This window comes from uncultured Albimonas sp. (genome assembly GCF_963977235.1).
Taxonomy (GTDB): Bacteria; Pseudomonadota; Alphaproteobacteria; order Rhodobacterales; family Rhodobacteraceae; genus Albimonas.
The window spans coordinates 38927-55559 of the sequence record NZ_CAXBOD010000030.1; the positions used below are offsets into that span (position 1 = coordinate 38927).

The 16633-nt window shown below is 71.3% G+C and carries 11 protein-coding genes, 1 pseudogene and 1 other annotated feature; of the genes and pseudogenes, 3 read left to right on the plus strand and 9 right to left on the minus strand.

The features are described 5' to 3' along the window. Positions 1-6 precede the first annotated feature (6 nt). Both AAC134_RS14305 and AAC134_RS14310 read left to right on the plus strand, forming a co-directional pair. On the plus strand, positions 7-1599 hold the full coding sequence (locus tag AAC134_RS14305; protein ID WP_339949782.1) for an AMP-binding protein: 1593 nt from the start codon (positions 7-9) through the stop codon (positions 1597-1599). Positions 1600-2270: 671 nt separating this feature from the next. Continuing rightward, positions 2271-3353 carry a TRAP transporter substrate-binding protein gene (locus tag AAC134_RS14310; RefSeq protein WP_339949783.1) on the plus strand — a complete coding sequence of 361 codons (1083 nt, stop codon included), beginning with the start codon at positions 2271-2273 and terminating at the stop codon, positions 3351-3353. A 133-nt stretch (positions 3354-3486) separates the two neighbouring features. Here AAC134_RS14310 and AAC134_RS14315 read toward each other — a convergent pair. From AAC134_RS14315 to AAC134_RS14350, 8 genes and pseudogenes are all read right to left on the minus strand, one after another. Continuing rightward, positions 3487-4159 (minus strand): annotated as a pseudogene (locus tag AAC134_RS14315) (hypothetical protein). After that, positions 3746-3862: a sequence feature (AL1L pseudoknot), on the minus strand. Its footprint overlaps the pseudogene before it by 117 nt. 290 nt (positions 4160-4449) lie before the next feature. Then, positions 4450-5907, minus strand: coding sequence for an IMP dehydrogenase (guaB, locus tag AAC134_RS14320; protein ID WP_339949784.1), 1458 nt, complete (start codon positions 5905-5907; stop codon positions 4450-4452). 201 nt (positions 5908-6108) lie between these two features. Then, entirely contained in the window at positions 6109-6636 is a 528-nt protein-coding gene (locus tag AAC134_RS14325; protein WP_339949785.1) for a PEP-CTERM sorting domain-containing protein, read from the minus strand. Positions 6637-6800: 164 nt separating this feature from the next. Further along, the gene (locus tag AAC134_RS14330) at positions 6801-7178 is read right to left on the minus strand and encodes a rhodanese-like domain-containing protein (protein ID WP_339949786.1); all 378 of its coding nucleotides are present in this window, start codon (positions 7176-7178) and stop codon (positions 6801-6803) included. A gap of 112 nt (positions 7179-7290) precedes the next feature. Next, positions 7291-8403, minus strand: a complete 1113-nt coding sequence (locus AAC134_RS14335; protein WP_339949787.1) for a CorA family divalent cation transporter — start codon at positions 8401-8403, stop codon at positions 7291-7293. A gap of 249 nt (positions 8404-8652) precedes the next feature. Further along, positions 8653-10557, minus strand: a complete 1905-nt coding sequence (locus AAC134_RS14340) for a propionyl-CoA synthetase (RefSeq protein WP_339949788.1) — start codon at positions 10555-10557, stop codon at positions 8653-8655. Positions 10558-10821: 264 nt separating this feature from the next. Further along, a complete protein-coding gene (locus AAC134_RS14345) occupies positions 10822-11463 on the minus strand; it encodes a LysE family translocator (protein ID WP_339949789.1) in 642 nt (213 codons plus the stop codon). A 10-nt stretch (positions 11464-11473) separates the two neighbouring features. Then, complete coding sequence (locus tag AAC134_RS14350) at positions 11474-13768, minus strand: NADP-dependent malic enzyme (protein ID WP_339949790.1); 2295 nt, start codon at positions 13766-13768, stop codon at positions 11474-11476. Positions 13769-14043: 275 nt separating this feature from the next. Here AAC134_RS14350 and nhaA point away from each other — a divergent pair, with 275 nt between their 5' ends. Then, positions 14044-15270 (plus strand): Na+/H+ antiporter NhaA, encoded by a 1227-nt coding sequence (gene nhaA / locus AAC134_RS14355; protein ID WP_339949791.1) that lies wholly within the window; start codon positions 14044-14046, stop codon positions 15268-15270. Positions 15271-15489: 219 nt separating this feature from the next. Here nhaA and AAC134_RS14360 read toward each other — a convergent pair whose 3' ends face one another. Then, positions 15490-16413, minus strand: a complete 924-nt coding sequence (locus AAC134_RS14360; protein ID WP_339949792.1) for a 2-dehydropantoate 2-reductase — start codon at positions 16411-16413, stop codon at positions 15490-15492. Positions 16414-16633 lie beyond the last annotated feature (220 nt).

Sequence of the window (16633 nt, forward strand, 5' to 3'; positions counted from 1 at the left end):
CGAAAGATGAGCGACGCGCAATTGCCCGACGCCGCCGACTGCGTGCTGCGCGACCTGCTGGAACGCCATGCGCGCGAGCGCCCCGACGCGGTGTTCGCGACCTTCGAGGACGCGCCCGAGGTGACCTGGGCGGAGATGCTGCGCCTGACCCGTTCCACCGCCGCGGGGCTCCAGGCGCTGGGGGTCGCGCAGGGCGACCACGTCCTGAGCTGGCTGCCCAACGGGCTCGACGCGATCCGCGTCTGGTTCGCGATCAATTACCTCGGCGCGGTCTACATGCCCCTGAACCTCGACTACCGCGGCGGCCTGCTGGCCCACGCGGTGGCGCTTTCGGACGCGCAGGTGATCGTGGCCGATCCCACGCTCGTCCCCCGCCTGGCCGAGATCGACCGCGCCGGCCTGAGCACGCTGGTCACCCTCGGCGCGCCTGTCGCGGCGCCGCCGGGCCTTCGCGCGCTCGGCCCCGAGGCGCTGACGGGCGACCCCGAGACGCTCGTGCCCCTCGCGCGCCCGATCGAGCCCTGGGACGTGCAGTCGGTTATCATGACCTCGGGCACAACCGGCCCGTCGAAGGCGGTGCTCTCGTCCTATGCGCATCTGCACGCGCTCTGCCGACCGGAGAGCTGGGCCTACGTGCGCGACGACGACCGTTTCATGATCACCCTGCCGCTGTTTCATATCGGCGGCACGGCCTGCATCTACGCCATGGTGATCCGCGGCGCCTCGATCGCGATGGTCCGCCGCTTCCGGACCGAGGGGTTCTGGGACGCGGTGCGCCGGACCCGCGGCACGGTGGTCGGGCTGATGGGCGCGATGACCCCGTTCCTGATGTCGGCCCCGCCCTCGCCCGCCGACCGCACGCATGGCCTGCGGGTGGCGGTGATCATCCCCCTGACCGGCGACATCGGCGCCTTCGCCGCGCGCTTCGGCGTCGAGGTCTACACGGTCTACAACATGACCGAGATCTCCACGCCCCTGATCTCGGATCTCAACCCCACCGAGCTCGGCGCCTGCGGCCGGCCCCGCCCGGGCGTCGAGCTGCGCCTTGTCGACGAGCACGACCGCGAAGTCCCCCAGGGCGAGGTCGGCGAGCTGACGATCCGCACCACCCAGCCCTGGGCGCTGTGCAGCGGCTATCACCGCAACCCCGAGGCCACCGCCGCGGCCTGGCGGAACGGCTGGTTCCACACCGGCGACGCCTTCCGCAGACGCGCCGACGGCCTGTATTTCTTCGTCGACCGGCGCAAGGACGCGATCCGGCGACGCGGCGAGAACATTTCCAGCTTCGAGGTCGAGCGCGAGATCGCCGCCCATCCCGCCGTCGCCGAGGTCGCCGCCTACCCGGTCCCCAGCGAGTTCGGCGAGGACGAGGTCATGGTCGCGGTCGTTCCCCGTGCGGACCAGGCGCTGGATCCGGCCGACCTGATCGCCTTCGCCGCCGAACGCATGCCGCGCTTCATGGTCCCGCGCTACGTCCGGGTGATGGCCGACCTTCCCCGCACGCCCACGGCGAAGGTGACGAAACACGTCCTCCGCGCCGAGGGATCGGCGGTCGCGGACTACGACGCCCAGTCGCGCCTGTCGCGCGCGGCGTCATAGCCCGGGCGCGTCGCCCAACCGGCCCTCGCGTCCGGGGCGTCGGCTGGAGGAAGCGGACGCCGGCCTCAAGGCGGAGCGTGATCCGCACAATCTGCGGCCGCATCCCATGCCGGGGACAGCGCGGCGGCCCACCGGCGGCGCGCCATCGATGCCGCAAGCCGCGCCGGCCGAGCGCCGCGTCGCCCGGGCCAACCCGTCGCTGCGCCTCGGTGCGGCAGGCGTCGATCTCGCCTGTTCGTCCAGTGGCGAGTGCCCGACTCCGTTCCATCTGGAGACGACCGGCGGGGAGCTGCCTGCACTGAGGCTCCGTTCAGGTCACCGCGATCCGTCCGTGGATCGGGAACTGCCTGAAAGCAGGCAGGCTGGCGGTCGCATCCCGCCTGGTCGCCTCGCTGCGACCGGAGGCCTCAAGAGCCCTCACAGGGTCTTCCCAGGCGGACCGCGGCAGAGCCGCGCTTCGATATCCCGCGTCCGCCCGCGCTGACATCGGAGTTGCTGCGGAGGGGCCGGCGACGCGCGGGCCCTTGGCGACAGCGCGGGGAGTGAGGACGGCGCGGGTTCGAGCGCGTCTTGTAAGAAATTCCCCCGTGCGGCGTCGATGGTAACGTAGGCGAACGAATCAAAAGAGGCCGGCCGAAAAAGCGCCGGTCGATCACTAGGGAGAAAGAACCATGAAGCGCAGGACTTTTCTGACCGGAGCGGCGGTCGCCGGCGTCGGCGGCGCCCTGGCCGCGCCGGCCATCGCCCAGAGCCGCAAGGAGATGATCATCGTCTCGGCGTATCCGCGGGACTTTCCGGGGATCGGCATCTCGGTCCAGCGGCTGGTGCAGCGCATCAACGATCTGTCCAACGGCCAGCTTCAGACCACCTACTTCGCGGCCGGCGAGCGCGTGGGCGCCTTCGACGTGCTCGACGAGGTCGCCTCGGGCAACAGCCAGGCCTATGTCGCCAGCGACTATTACTTCACCGGCAAGCACCCGGCCTACGTCTACTTCTCGACGGTGCCCTTCGGCATGACCGCCTCCGAGCTGAACGCCTGGGTGAAATACGGCGGCGGCCAGGAGCTGTGGGACGAGCTGGCCGGCTCCTTCGGCGTGAAGACCGAGCTGTGCTCCAACACCGGCACCCAGGCCGGCGGCTGGTTCAAGAAGGAGATCAACTCGACCGACGACCTCAAGGGGCTGAAGATGCGCATCCCCGGCCTCGGCGGCGTGGTGATGTCGAAGCTGGGCGTCTCGACCGTCTCGCTTCCCGGCGGCCAGATCTACGAGAACCTCGCCTCGGGCACGATCGAGGCGACGGAGTGGATCGGGCCCTACAACGACTACTTCATGAAGTTCTACGAGGCCGCGCGCTACTACTACACCGGCGGCATGCACGAGCCGGGCACCGCGGCGGCCCTGGGCATGAACGCCTCGTGGTACGGCAGCCTGAGCCAGTGGGAGAAGGACGTCATCCGCGCCGCCTGCATGGAGGAAAACGCCAACTCCTACGAGGAGCTGGTGGCGTTGAACGGCGACTATATGACGAAGCTGGTCAACGAGCACGGCGTCGAGGTCCGGGAGTTCAACGACGAGCTCTGGGACGCGTTCGGAGAGGCCTCGACCGAGGCCTTCGCCGAACTGCGCGAGCACTCAGAGATCGCCGCGCGGATCGACGACAGCTATCAGGCGTTCCTGCGCAAGAGCGGCGGCATGATGAGCGCCTTCGAGGGCACGTTCGTTCGCCAGCGCAACCGCGTCCTCGGGATCTGAACCCGAAGCCGAGGCGCCTGCGCGGGCCATCGCCCGCGCAGGACGTCCACACCCGGCGCTGCGAGGGCCCCGGCCGGCGCCGCCGGTTTGGGTCGGAACCGCGCCGGGTCTGCCGGCGGCTGACACGCGTTGGCTATGCGGCCACGTCGCGGGTTTCCCGCGCGGTGCAGAATGCGGCTTCGGCGTCGGCTGGCGGCTGATTGCCGACAGGCTCCCGCGGGCGGCGGTTGTCGTACCAGTCGTCCCATTCGAGGGTGGCGCGCTTCACCGCCTCGAAGCTGCGCCAAGGCCCGCGCCGGTGGATGACCTCGGCCTTGAACAGGCCGTTGATCGTCCCGGCCAGTCGCTCGGTTGAGCGAATGGACAGATATTGGGTGGTCGCAACAGGTGGAAGGGGCGCTCGGCAGGATCCCGCAGATCGGCTCGACCCCATGCTACGCCCGGTGATCGTCGATGACGGCGATCATGTCTTCGACCGGCGGTCGGGCTCCGTCTGAGCGCACGACGCGCTGGCCTTGCGCAGGATGTCGGTGGACTGGCAGAGCTCGCGGGTCTCCCGCTCCAACGCCTTCATCCTCTCGCCCATCTCGGCGGGGGCCAACGCGGCGGCCGCCGTCGGCCTCCGCCCGCTTGACCCCCGCGTTCAGCGTCTGCGCCGCGCAGCCGATCTCCTGTATCGAAACGATCGCCTGCCAGCGCGAGCCGTGCCGGCCCTCGTTCTCGAGCACCAGACGCGCGGCACGCTCGCGGACTTCAGGGAAAAGCTTGTTCGGCGTCTTGCTCCGGGCTCCATCCTGCTCAGGGATTGGAGCCTCCGGCAGACCGGGCGCGGTTCAGTGTCAAAGACCGGATCTCCGGCCCCAGAACCTGTCTCTCAGGCGAAACCGGACGCAGACTATCCCGGCAAGGGCGATCAGGCGCGCACGCGTATTGCCCGAGCCGCGCCTCCGGGTTGATGAGAGTGAAGAAGCCGATCAGCTCACCCGATACAGCCCGTTGGACTGTATCCAAGCCGTATCTGCAGAACCCTGCCGCTCGCCGCCTGTCCCCGCCCTGTGCTGCCAGGGCGGGAACCGATCACAGACGTATCTGTCTGTTATCCCATGCGATAGTTTGGGCTCTCGCGCGTGATCTGCACGTCGTGGACGTGGCTCTCGCGCAGGCCGGCGTTGGTGATGCGGACGAAATTGCAGTTCTTGCGCATCTCGTCGATGGTGCGGTTGCCGGTGTAGCCCATCGCAGCCCGCAGGCCGCCCGAAAGCTGGTGGACCACCGCCGCGGCCGAGCCCTTGTAGGGCACCCGGCCCTCGATCCCCTCGGGGACCAGCTTCTCGGCCGAGACCTCCTTCTGGAAGTAGCGGTCGGCCGAGCCGCGGGCCATCGCGCCCACCGAGCCCATGCCGCGGTACTCCTTGTAGGAGCGGCCCTCCCACAGCACCACCTCGCCGGGGGATTCGTCGGTGCCCGCGAGCGCCGAGCCCACCATCGCGCAATGCGCCCCCGCCGCGATCGCCTTGGCCAGATCGCCCGAAAACTTGATGCCCCCGTCGGCGATCGCCACCGCGCCGTGGCGGTCGGCCTCCTCGGCGCAGTCCATCACCGCGGTCAGCTGCGGCACGCCCACGCCCGCCACGATCCGCGTGGTGCAGATCGAGCCCGGACCGATCCCCACCTTCACCGCGTCGGCGCCCGCGTCGATCAGCGCCCGCGTGGCAGAGGCCGTGGCGACGTTGCCCGCCACCACCTGCACCGCGTTCGACAGCTTCTTGATCCGCGTCACCGCCTCGGCGACCGAGGCCGAATGCCCGTGCGCGGTGTCGATCACGATCAGATCGACATGCGCGTCGATCAGCGCCTCGGAGCGTTCGAAGCCCGCGTCGCCGACCGTGGTCGCCGCGGCCACCCGCAGGCGGCCCAGCGGGTCCTTGCAGGCGCGGGGGTGGACGACCGCCTTCTCGAGGTCCTTGAGCGTCATCAGGCCCGAGAGGCGACCCTCGGCGTTGACCACCAGCAGTTTCTCGATGCGCCGCTCGTGCATGGCGCGGCGGCCGGCCTCGGCGTCGAGCGGCTCGCGGCCCACGACCAGCTTCTCCTCGGGGGTCATCATCACCCTCACGGGGGTGGTCTCGTCCTCGACGAAGCGCATGTCGCGGTTGGTCAGGATGCCCACCGGGCGGCCACGCTCGTCGACGACGGGAAAGCCGGTGATCTTGAAACTGGCCTGCATCTGGCGCGCGTCGGCGAGCGTCTGGTCGGGACGCAGGGTGATGGGATTGTAGACGATCCCGCTCTCGAACCGCTTCACCCGGCGAACCTGATCGGCCTGGGTTCGCACGTCGAGATTGCGATGGATCACGCCGAGCCCGCCGGCCTGGGCCATGGCGATGGCCATCTCGGCCTCGGTGACCGTGTCCATCGCCGAGCTGAGCAACGGCAGGTTCAGCTCGATCTCGCGGGTGACGCGGGTGCGCAGGTCGGCGGTCGCGGGCAGGACCTCGGAAGCCCCCGGAACCAGCAGCACGTCGTCGAAAGTGTATGCCTCGCGAATCTCCATGGGAGCCTCCTGCCCGGGACCTCGGTTGGCGCTTCCCTCTGTCACCTCCGGGCGAAAAAGAAAAGCGGCCCGGACGCCGCGGGCGCCGGCCGGCGGGAGGGGGCGCCGCAGCGCCCGGCGCGGGGGGGCCGAACGCGCAAGGGGCCCGGCATCGCGCCGGGCCCTCGCGTCGCTTTCGGCAGAGCCCCGGCGGGGAGGCCTTCAGCCCCTGCGGCGACGGGCGGCCAGACCCAGCGCGCCCAGGGCCAGCACCGCCAGCCCGGCGGCGCCGGGCAGCGGCACGCTCGCGGGCGCCTCGGACAGGATCACGTCGAAGCTGTAGGCCTCCAGCGCAGAGCCCCCGAAAGTGTCTGTGTCCACGATGCCGAGGTAATAGGTCCCCGGTCCCACCAGAACGTTCTGGAAGGCGAACAAGCCCGGACCGCTGTATTCGAAGAAACAGTCGAAGCAATATTCCAGGGGGGTCGCTTCCGTCCCGAACCCGATGTCAAACGCGTCGTAGCTTTCGTTCAGGCTCACGTCCGGCGACAGGTTCCCCACGCTCACGTAGGTCGGCACGCTCAGGACGAAGACGTAGAGGTCGTTGCCCCCCTCCCCCAGCGTGCCGGAGATGCCGGTCAGCGTGCTCGCGTCGACCGCCTGCGCGGTGGCGAAGGTCGAGCCGGCGTCGCCGATCTCGACATGCACCAGCGCCGAGGCGACAGCCGGCGCGAGGGCCGCTGCAGCCACGAGCAGGCTCGCGGCGATCCGTTGTCTTGCAGGTCGCATTTGGTCCCCCCAGTCGCAGCTGGTCGGGAATTGTCGCAACGTCAACGGGAAATGGCAAGCGGCAAGTGGCGTGCCGCGACCCGGGTTCGGCGCGCGCCCCAGCGCCGGGGGCGCGCCGAGGCCGGTCAGCCGCCCGAGCGCTTCGGCGCGCCGGTGGCCATGTCCGTGCCGATGAAGGGCAGTTTCGCGCTTTTCCAGGCGCCGAAGCCGCCCTCCATATGGGCCACCCGCTGCGCCCCCGCCTCGAACAAGGCGGTGGCCATGCGCGCCGAGCGGATCCCCGAGCCGCAGTGCAGCACCACCCGTTTCGAGCCGTCCACCGGCAGGCCGGCGGGCGTGAAGAAGGCCATCGGCATCAGCAGCGCGCCCTCGATATGCTCGAACATGTATTCCTGGGGGGTGCGCACGTCGACCAGCACGATCTCGCCGGCGCTCATCGCGACGGCGACCTCCTCGGGGGTCCAGTGCTCCAGCACGCCCCGGGGGGTGGTTTCCTCTCGCATGGCGATCTCCTCCTGGGGGCCGCGGGCGGGCGGCGGGGCCTCGCGCCTCACATGGGCGCGCGGGGGCCTCGCCGCCAGAGGCGAGGGCGCCGGAGGCGGGGGCGCGCCGCCCTCACAGCAGCCGCAGCTTGCGGATCAGCCACAGCTCCAGCCCCGCCACCAGCGCCAGCATGCCCACGAAGGCGGCGAAGCCCCAGGGCGAGTCCGCCCCCGGCAGCCCGCCCAGGTTCACCCCCAGCAGCCCGGTGAGAAACCCCAGCGGCAGGAACACCGCCGTGACGATCGAGAGCACGTACATCGCCCGGGTCGAGCGTTCCGCCGCCCGCGCCGCGGCCTCCTCGGCCAGCACCAGCGCGCGCTCGCGGATCGCGTCGAGGTCCTCGACATAGCGGGTCATGCGGTCGCCGATCTCGGCCAGCTCGGCGCGGTCGACGTCGTTCAACGGCGCGGCGCCCATCCGGCGCAGGTCGACCAGCGCCTCGCGCTGGGGCGAGAGATAACGGCGCAGGGCGATCCCGGTTCGGCGCAGCTCCGCCAGCTCCCGGCGGGCCTGGCGGGGGTCGACGGGGTCGATCTCGCCGAGCGCGGCCTCGGCGGCGCGGTCTTCCATGTCGTCGGCCCGGTCGTCGAGCGCATCGAGCACCGGCGCCATGCGCGCGGCCAGCCCCTCGGCGAGCTCGGTCAGGAACTGGCCCGGACGGACCGGGGCGCGCCCGGCCTCGAGGTCGTCGCGCAGGGCCGCCACCGACATCAGCCGGCGCAGGACCACGGTGATCACGCGGGTCTCCTCGACCCAGATGCGGATCGAGATCATGTCCTCGGGATCGGCGCCCGGGTTCAGGTTCACGCCGCGCAGGAACACCAGCGCCCCGTCGCCGCCCGACTGGGCGCGGGGGCGGGTGTCGGTCTCGGTCAGCGCCTCGGCGATGATGTCCGACAGCGGGCCGCAGCCCCCGGCGGCGAGGAACGCCTCGGCCCCCGGCGCGTGCCCGTCGACATGGGTCCAGCGCCAGGCCGCGCCCTCGGCGAGCGGACGGTGCGCCTGCGCGGGAGGGACCGCCTCGGCCCGACCGTCGGGGAAGATGTCCCAGGCCCACAGCAGCGCAGGCACCGACATGTCGGGCGCCCGGTCGTGGTCCGAGGCCCGGTCGGGCCCCGGGCGCGGCGCGCCGGAGAGGTCCCGGGCCGAGACGGCGGCGCGCGGGCGGATCGGCTCGAGGGTCATTCACGCTCCTGCCTGGCGGATGGGCCCCCAGATCTAGCGCGCCCCCGCGGCGCTGCCCAGCGCCCCGGGACGCCGTGCCCGGGGCGGCGTCCCCGGTCCTGCGCCGGGTGACCGGCCCGCCGCCTGCGCCCGACGCCCGCCTCCCGCGCAACGCAAAAGGGACGCCGAGACCCCGCCCCGCCGTGCCTTCCCTGTCGCGCCCTGCCCGGCGCCTCGCCTGTGAAGCCCCCCTGCGGCGGGGCCGCGCCTTCAGGCCCCGGCCTTCGCCTGGGGGTAGCCCAGGTCCTTCACCGCGCCGCGGATCTCGTCGAGGATCGCGGGGTCGTCAATCGTGGCCGGCGTCTTGAAGCTGTCGCCGTCGGCGATCTTGACCATGGTCGCGCGCAGGATCTTGCCCGAGCGGGTCTTGGGCAGCCGGTCGACCACCACCGTAAGCTTGTAGGCCGCCACCGGCCCGATCTCCTCGCGCACCATCGCCGCGCATTCCTTCACGATCTCCTCGTGCGGCCGGTTCACGCCCTTGGTCAGGCACACGAAGCCCATCGGAAGCTGGCCCTTGAGCTCGTCGGCCACCCCGATCACCGCGCATTCGGCGACGTCGGGATGCGAGGCCAGGATCTCCTCCATCGCCCCCGTGGACAGGCGGTGGCCGGCCACGTTGATCACGTCGTCGGTGCGCGCCATGATCCAAAGGTAGCCGTCGGCGTCGATCATCCCCGCGTCGCCGGTCTCGTAATAGCCGGGGAAGCGCTCCAGGTAGCTCTTGCGGAAGCGGTCCTCGGCGTTCCACAGCGTCGGCAGCGTGCCCGGCGGCAGCGGCAGCTTCACGGCCACCGACCCCAGCGTCCCGGCAGGCAGCTCGCGGCCGTCCTCGTCCAGCACCTGCACGTCGTAGCCCGGCATCGGCACGGTCGGCGAGCCGACCTTGATCGGCAGCAGCTCCAGCCCCGCGGGGTTGCCCACGATGCACCAGCCCGTCTCGGTCTGCCACCAGTGGTCGATCACCGGCACGCCCAGCTTCTCGGCCGCCCAGTTGACCGTGTCGGGGTCCGCCCGCTCGCCCGCAAGATAGAGGTGCTTCAGGCACGAGACGTCGTAGCGCGCCAGGTGCTCGGCCTTGGGATCGTCGCGCTTGATGGCGCGAAACGCGGTCGGGGCGGTGAAGAACGAGCGCACCTTGTGCTCCGAGATCACCCGCCAGAAGGTCCCGGCGTCGGGCGTGCCCACCGGCTTGCCCTCGAAGACCACCGTCGTGCAGCCGGCCAGCAGCGGCCCGTAGCAGATGTAGCTGTGGCCCACGACCCAGCCCACGTCCGAGGCCGCCCAGAACACGTCGCCGGCGTCGACCGCGTAGAGGTTCTTCATCGACCAGGTCAGCGCCACCGCATGGCCCGCGTTGGGACGCACCACCCCCTTGGGCTGGCCGGTCGTGCCGGAGGTGTAGAGGACGTAGAGCGGATCGGTCCCCTTCAGCGGCTCGCAGCCGCACGGCTCGGCCCCGGCCTGGAAGGCGTGCCAGGCGAAATCGCGCCCCGGGGTCAGCTCGCATTCCTCCGCGTCGCGCTGCACGATCACGGTGAACTCGGGCTTGTGGGCCGCCTGCGCGATGGCGCCGTCGAGCAGGGGCTTGTAGTGGACGATCCGCCCCGGCTCGATCCCGCAGGAGGCCGCCAGGATCGCCTTGGGCTTGCAGTCGTCGATGCGGACCGCCAGCTCATGGGCCGCGAAGCCGCCGAAGACGACCGAGTGCACGGCCCCGATGCGCGCGCAGGCCAGCATCGCCACCAGCGCCTCGGGGATCATCGGCATGTAGATGATCACCCGGTCGCCCTTCTCGACGCCCCGCGCCTTCAGCGCGCCGCCCATCCGCGCCACGCGGTCGCGCAGGGCGGCGTAGGTGATCTCCTGCCTGGTCCGGGTGACGGGGCTGTCCCAGATGATCGCCGTGCGCGCGCCGTGGCCGGCCTCGACATGGCGGTCGACGGCGTTCCAGCAGGTGTTCATCACCCCGTCGACATACCATTCGTAGAGCGGCGCGTTGGCGTCATCCAGCGCCCGGGTCGGCTTCTCGACCCAGTCGATCAGCTCTGCGGTCTGCATCCAGAACGCCTCGGGGTCCGCCTTCCAGGCGTCATAGGTCTCGCGGTAGCCCATGGCTTCCTCCCGTCTCGCCCGCCGCGCCGGTCGCGCGCGCGGGTCGCTGCCCTCCGCCCGCGTCCCCGTTCGGCCGCGGGCGGGGCGGAGGCCGAGGCGCCGCCCTGCGCCCGACCCTCCGCCGTCGAGGGGGCGGCTCCTCTCCGCCCCCGAACGGACGCGCCTGGCGCATCCCCGCGGACCGCGTCGCGCGATCCGGCCTCCTCATGACGCGGGCCCCGGGGGGCGCGCCTTGATCCATCTCATGTCCGGGCGGCGACCCCGTCAGACGGCCCGCCCGGCCCGCGCCAGCAGCAGCGCCGCCAGCGCCAGCAGCCCGCCCGAGACGCGGTTGACCGCGCGCCGGCGCGCCCGGCTCATGCCGCCCGCGCCCAGCAGGGCGCCGGCGCCGGCCCAGGTCGCGGCGGCGGCCAGCTCGCAGACCAGATAGACCGCGCCCAGCGCCAGCAACTGCGCGGCGAAGCCCCACGCGGCCCCCGCCTGCACGAACTGCGGCAGGAACGCCGTAAACAACACCAGCGCCTTGGGGTTTGCAATGCCGGTCAGGAACTCCCGCCGCGCCAGCGGGCCGAGGCCGCGCGGGCGCCCGGCCTCGGCCCGGGCGCGGGCCATGGCGCCCTCGACCGGCGCCGACCACAGTTTCCAGGCGAGCCAGGCGAGATAGGCCACCCCCGCCCACTTGATCGCCGCAGCCAGCCCCGCCGAGGCCGCCAGCACGGCCCCGAGCCCGAAGGCCACGCCCGCGATCAGCAGCCCATAGGCCGCCAGCCGCCCGAAGGCCCCCGCCACCGCCGCCCCCCATCCCCGGGTGGCGGCGTTGGCGAAGGCCAGCAGGTTCGACGGCCCCGGCGTCAGCGCCATCAGCAGCGCCGCGGGAACGAAGGCGAGAAGCTGCAGCCCGCTCACCCCGCCCCCGTCAGGCGTAGGAGGCGGTCGGCGTCGAGGCCAGCGCGGCGATGTTCAAGAGCCCCCGCGCGGTGATCGAGGGCGTCACGATATGCGCCCGGTTGCCCATCCCCATCAGGATCGGCCCGACCTCCAGCGCCCCGGCCATCTGCTTGAGCACGTTGCGCATCCCCGAGGCCGCGTCGGCGTTCGGCAGGATCAGCACGTTGGCCACCCCCTCGATGCGCGAGTTGGGGAAGATCCGGGCCCGGATCTCGGGGTCCAGCGCCGCGTCGGCGTGCATCTCGCCCTCGTAGGCGAAGCCGCGATCCTGCTCGTCGAGGATCTCCAGCGCCCGGCGCATCTTGCGCCCCGAGGGGATGTCCATGTTGCCGAACTGGGAATGCGAGAGCAGCGCGATCTGCGGCTCCATCCCGAAGCGGCGGCAGTGGCGGGCAGCCCCGATGGCGATCTCGGCGATCTCCTCGGCGGTGGGGTCGGGGTGGACCTGGGTGTCGGCGATGAAGGCCAGACCCCGCTCGAGCAGCATCAGCGACAGGCCCCCGATCGGCTTCAGTCCGTCGGTCGCCAGCATCTGGGTGACGTAATTCAGGTGCCACAGATACTGGCCGAAGGTGCCGCAGATCAGGCTGTCGGCGTCGCCCTGGCGGACCATCACCGCGGCGATGGCGGTGGTGTTGGTGCGCAGCACCGCGCGCGCCAGATCCGGGGTCACGCCCCGCCGCTCCATCGACTGGTGGTAGGTCTCCCAGTAGCTGCGATAGCGGGGGTCGGACTCGGGGTTGACCAGCTCGAAGTCGCGGCCGGCCTCGATCGGCAGGCCGTAGCGCTCCAGCCGGTGGGCGACCACTTCCGGGCGGCCGATCAGGATCGGCTTGTGGGTGGTCTCCTCCAGCATCGCGTGGGCGGCGCGCAGCACGCGCTCGTCCTCGCCCTCGGCGAAGACGATCCGCCGCTCGGAGGTGCGGGCCGCGTCGAACACCGGGCGCATCACGAGGCTGGAGCGGAACTGCGAGCTCTCGAGCTGGTGGCGATAGGCGTCCAGATCCTCGATCGGTCGGGAGGCGACGCCCGAATCCATCGCCGCCTTCGCCACCGCCGAGGCGACCGCGGGCAGCAGCCTGGGATCGAAGGGCTTGGGGATCAGGTATTCCGGCCCGAACACCAGCCGCTCGCCCTGATAGGCCGCGGCCGCCTCGGCCGAGCCCGCCTGCAGCGCCAGGTCGGCGATCGCCTTCACGCAGGCGATCTTCATCGCCTCGTTGATCTCCGAGGCGCCCACGTCCAGCGCGCCGCGGAAGATGAACGGGAAGCACAGGACGTTGTTGACCTGGTTGGGATAATCCGAGCGTCCGGTGGCGATCAGCGCGTCGGGCTTCGCCTCGCGCGCCAGCTCGGGCATGATCTCGGGGATCGGGTTGGCCAGGCCGAAGATGATCGGACGGTCGGCCATCTTGGCGACCATCTCCCTGGTCATCACGTTGGCGGCCGAGAGGCCGAGGAACATGTCCGCGCCCGCGATCACCTCGTCCAGCGAGGTTCCGGCCTCGACGTCCGAGGCCGCCCGCGCGTAGGAGGCCTTCTGCGCCCCCATGTTGTCGCCGCGGTTCTCGTAGATCAGGCCCTTGCGGTCGAGCAGCCAGACGTTCTCGCGCTTCACGCCCAGGGTCTGGAGCAGGTTGAGGCAGGCGATCCCCGCCGCGCCCCCGCCCATCGAGACGACCTTGATGTCCTCGAAGTTCTTGCGCGCCACCCGCATCGCGTTCAGCGCCGCCGCCGCCACCACGATGGCGGTGCCGTGCTGGTCGTCGTGGAAGACGGGGATGTTCATCTTCTTCTTGCACAGCTCCTCGACCTCGAAACAGTCGGGAGCGGCGATGTCCTCGAGGTTGATGGCGCCGAAGGTCGGCTCGAGGGCGGCGACGATGTCGGCCAGCTTGCGCGGGTCGCGCTCGTTCACCTCGATGTCGAAGCAGTCGATGTTGGCGAATTTCTTGAAGAGGACGGCCTTGCCCTCCATCACCGGTTTCGAGGCCGCGGCCCCGATGTCGCCCAGGCCCAGCACCGCGGTGCCGTTGGAGACGACCGCGACCAGGTTGGCGCGCGCGGTGTAGCGGGCGGCGGCCAGCGGGTCCTTCTCGATCTCGAGACAGGCTTCGGCCACGCCAGGGCTGTAGGCGCGGCTCAGGTCGCGCTGGTTGGCCATGGGCTTGGTGGCGCGGATCTCCAGTTTCCCGGGCTTGGGGAACTCGTGATAGTCCAGCGCAGCCTGCCGGGCCGCGTCCTGGGTGCGGTCTTCGCTCATGACCTTCCTCCCGTTTCTCGTCGGGGGAACGCCTCCCGCCCCCCCGGCGGCGCCGACTTTGCGGCGCGAATTCCGGACGGACCCAATGGCCCATTGCGCGCCCGGGGGCAAGCGGCGCGCACACGGAACGGACGCAGGGACAGGCGACCCAGCGTCACCCGCGACCGAACGCGCAGAAGAAACTCACGCAGGCGGGGCGCTTGCGCGTTGAAACGGTGGACTGAAATCCCAAATTGGTTTCCTGACGCGAAAATTCCAGTACAGAGGGACCGCCCATGATCATCCGCGCCATCGACCGATTGTTCCGACACGAGGCCGCTGGCGGGATATTGTTGCTGATGTCGGCGGTCGCCGCGCTGGTCGTCTACAACTCGCCGCTGGCCGAGTGGTATGACACCACGCTCAACGCCTATCTCGACTTCACCTATGCGGGCGCAGGCATCGAAAAGCCGCTGATCCTGTGGATCAACGACGGGTTGATGGCGATCTTCTTCTTTCTGGTAGGGCTCGAGCTGAAGCGCGAGTTCCTCGAGGGCAAGCTGAAGGACCCCGCCGACGTGATCCTGCCCGGCATCGCCGCCATCGGCGGCATGGCGGTTCCCGCGATCATCTACGCGGCGCTGAACTGGTCGACGCCCGAGACGCTGAGCGGATGGGCGATTCCGGCGGCCACCGACATCGCCTTCGCGCTGGGGGTCCTGGCGCTGCTGGGCGACCGCATCCACCCGTCGCTGAAGGTGTTCCTGCTGACGCTGGCGATCCTGGACGACATCGGCGCGATCCTGATCATCGCGATCTTCTACACCGCCGAGATGAAACCCGAGTATCTCGCCTACGCCCTGATCCCGATGGCGGCGATGCTATGGCTGAACCTGCGCGGCGCGCACCGGGTGGCGCCGATCCTGATGCTGGGTCTGGTGCTGTGGTTCCTGGTGCTGAAGTCGGGCGTGCACGCGACCATCGCGGGCGTGCTGCTGGCCTTCTTCATCCCGCTGCGCTCGCGCCACGGCTCCTCGCCGCTGCACTCGATCGAGCATGGGCTGACGCCTTACGTGTTCTTCTTCATCGTGCCGGTCTTCGCCTTCGCCAACGCCGGCCTGTCGCTGCAGGGGATGAGCTTCGCCTCCCTGCTCGAGCCGGTGCCGCTGGGCATCGCCGCGGGCCTGTTCCTGGGCAAGCAGATCGGCGTCTTCGGCGCGTCGTTCCTGACGGTGAAACTGGGCCTCGTGAAGCTGCCGCAGGGGATGACCTGGCCCAAGCTCTACGGCGCCGCGCTGCTGGCGGGCATCGGGTTCACCATGTCGCTGTTCATCGGGGGGCTCAGCTTCTCGGACGTGCAGCATGCCGCCGACGTGCGCCTCGGGGTGCTGGCCGGCTCCCTGCTCTCGGCGGTCGCGGGCTATCTGGTGCTGCGCCTGCTGACCAAGCCTCACGAGGCGGAGGGCAAGCTCTCCGAGCCCGAGGCGGGGGTTCTGAACGCCGGCGGCAAGCCCGCCGAGTGACCCAGCGGCGAGGGGCGGCCTCCGCCCCTCGCCGCCCGCGCGACCCGTGGCCGATCGACCGGGGTCGGCCTCGTCGGGTCCCCTCGCGGAGCGGCTGCCTCCTGGCAAGTCGGACGTCCTGGCAAGTCGGACGCTCCGCCGGAGGCGCCCTGCGCTCCGGCATCGGCGGCGCCCGCGACGGGCCCAGGCCCGCCCGCGGGGCGCCTCCTCGCCGTTCGTTCAGCCGCGCCGTCCCAGCCGCCAGGGGGCCAGCACCGCCGCGAGCGTGCGATGTGCCGGCGCCTCCAGCCCTTCGGCCGCCGACAGCCGCGCCACCGCGCCGGAAAGCCAGTCCACCTCCAGCGGGCGCCCGGCGTCGAGATCCTTGGCCATGCTCGCGCGCATTCCTGCCGGGAACCCCGCCATCAGCTCGAGCACCTTGGCCTCGTCCGACTCGCGGATCGGCACGCCCTTGGCGCGCGCCAGCGCCCCGATCTCGGCCACGCAGGCCCTGGCCAGCGCGCTCAGCGCCTCCGAGGCCTGCACGTCCCCGGCCGAGCACCGCCCCGCCGCCGTCACGCCCGACAGCGTCGCCAGCATCAGGAACTTGCGCCAGATCTCCACGCGGATGTCCTCGGGCACGGTCGCGTCGACGCCGGCCTCGCGCATCGCCGCCGCGATCGCCTCGGCCCGCTCGGAGCGGGTGCCGTCGCGCTCTGCGAACTTGTACCAGGCGAAGGAGGAGGCCATGTCCAGCCGCCCCGGCTCGCCGAGGAAGATCGAGATCCCGCAGGTCCCTTCCAGCACCCGGCCTCGGCCCAGATGGGACTCCAGCCGTTCCGAGGCCTCGACCCCGTTGAGGAACGGGATCACCACCGTCTCGGGGCCCATCAACGGCAGGCACAGCGGCGCCGCGCCGTCGAGGTCCTGGGCCTTCACCGCGAAGAACACGACGTCGACCGGACCGATCTCGCCCGGGTCGTCGGTCGCGAGCCTGGGCCGCCCGACGCTCTCGCCGCCCGGGCCCACCAGCCGCAGCCCGCGGGCGCGGATCGCCTCGAGATGGGCGCCGCGGGCAAGGCACGCCACGTCCGCCCCACCCTCGGCCAGCTTCACCGCGAGGTAGCCGTTCACGCCCCCCGTCGCCACCGTCGCGAACCGCATGCGCCTGCTCCTGCATCCGCAGGGCCGTCCCCTGCGCGCCCAGAGTGACCCCGCCTGCGGGCCGATTCAATGGGCGCGCCGGGTCGCAGGGCGCTCAGTCGGCCGCCTTGCCGACCGCCGAGGCCGCGTCGCCGACCGAGGGCTGGGCGGCGCCCGTCACCGCGCTCGCCGCTCCGGCCGCGTCGGCGCCGGGAACCTTCACCCCCGCAGCCGTCGCCGC

What these genes read in the sequence shown, in the direction of transcription:
- AAC134_RS14360 (WP_339949792.1), bottom strand. Translation starts at nt 16,413, where the DNA reads ATGCGGTTCGCGACGGTGGCGACGGGGGGCGTGAACGGCTACCTCGCG.
- guaB (WP_339949784.1), bottom strand. Translation starts at nt 5,907, where the DNA reads ATGGAGATTCGCGAGGCATACACTTTCGACGACGTGCTGCTGGTTCCG.
- AAC134_RS14340 (WP_339949788.1), bottom strand. Translation starts at nt 10,557, where the DNA reads ATGGGCTACCGCGAGACCTATGACGCCTGGAAGGCGGACCCCGAGGCG.
- AAC134_RS14330 (WP_339949786.1), bottom strand. Translation starts at nt 7,178, where the DNA reads ATGCGAGAGGAAACCACCCCCCGGGGCGTGCTGGAGCACTGGACCCCC.
- AAC134_RS14335 (WP_339949787.1), bottom strand. Translation starts at nt 8,403, where the DNA reads ATGACCCTCGAGCCGATCCGCCCGCGCGCCGCCGTCTCGGCCCGGGAC.
- nhaA (WP_339949791.1), top strand. Translation starts at nt 14,044, where the DNA reads ATGATCATCCGCGCCATCGACCGATTGTTCCGACACGAGGCCGCTGGC.
- AAC134_RS14305 (WP_339949782.1), top strand. Translation starts at nt 7, where the DNA reads ATGAGCGACGCGCAATTGCCCGACGCCGCCGACTGCGTGCTGCGCGAC.
- AAC134_RS14350 (WP_339949790.1), bottom strand. Translation starts at nt 13,768, where the DNA reads ATGAGCGAAGACCGCACCCAGGACGCGGCCCGGCAGGCTGCGCTGGAC.
- AAC134_RS14310 (WP_339949783.1), top strand. Translation starts at nt 2,271, where the DNA reads ATGAAGCGCAGGACTTTTCTGACCGGAGCGGCGGTCGCCGGCGTCGGC.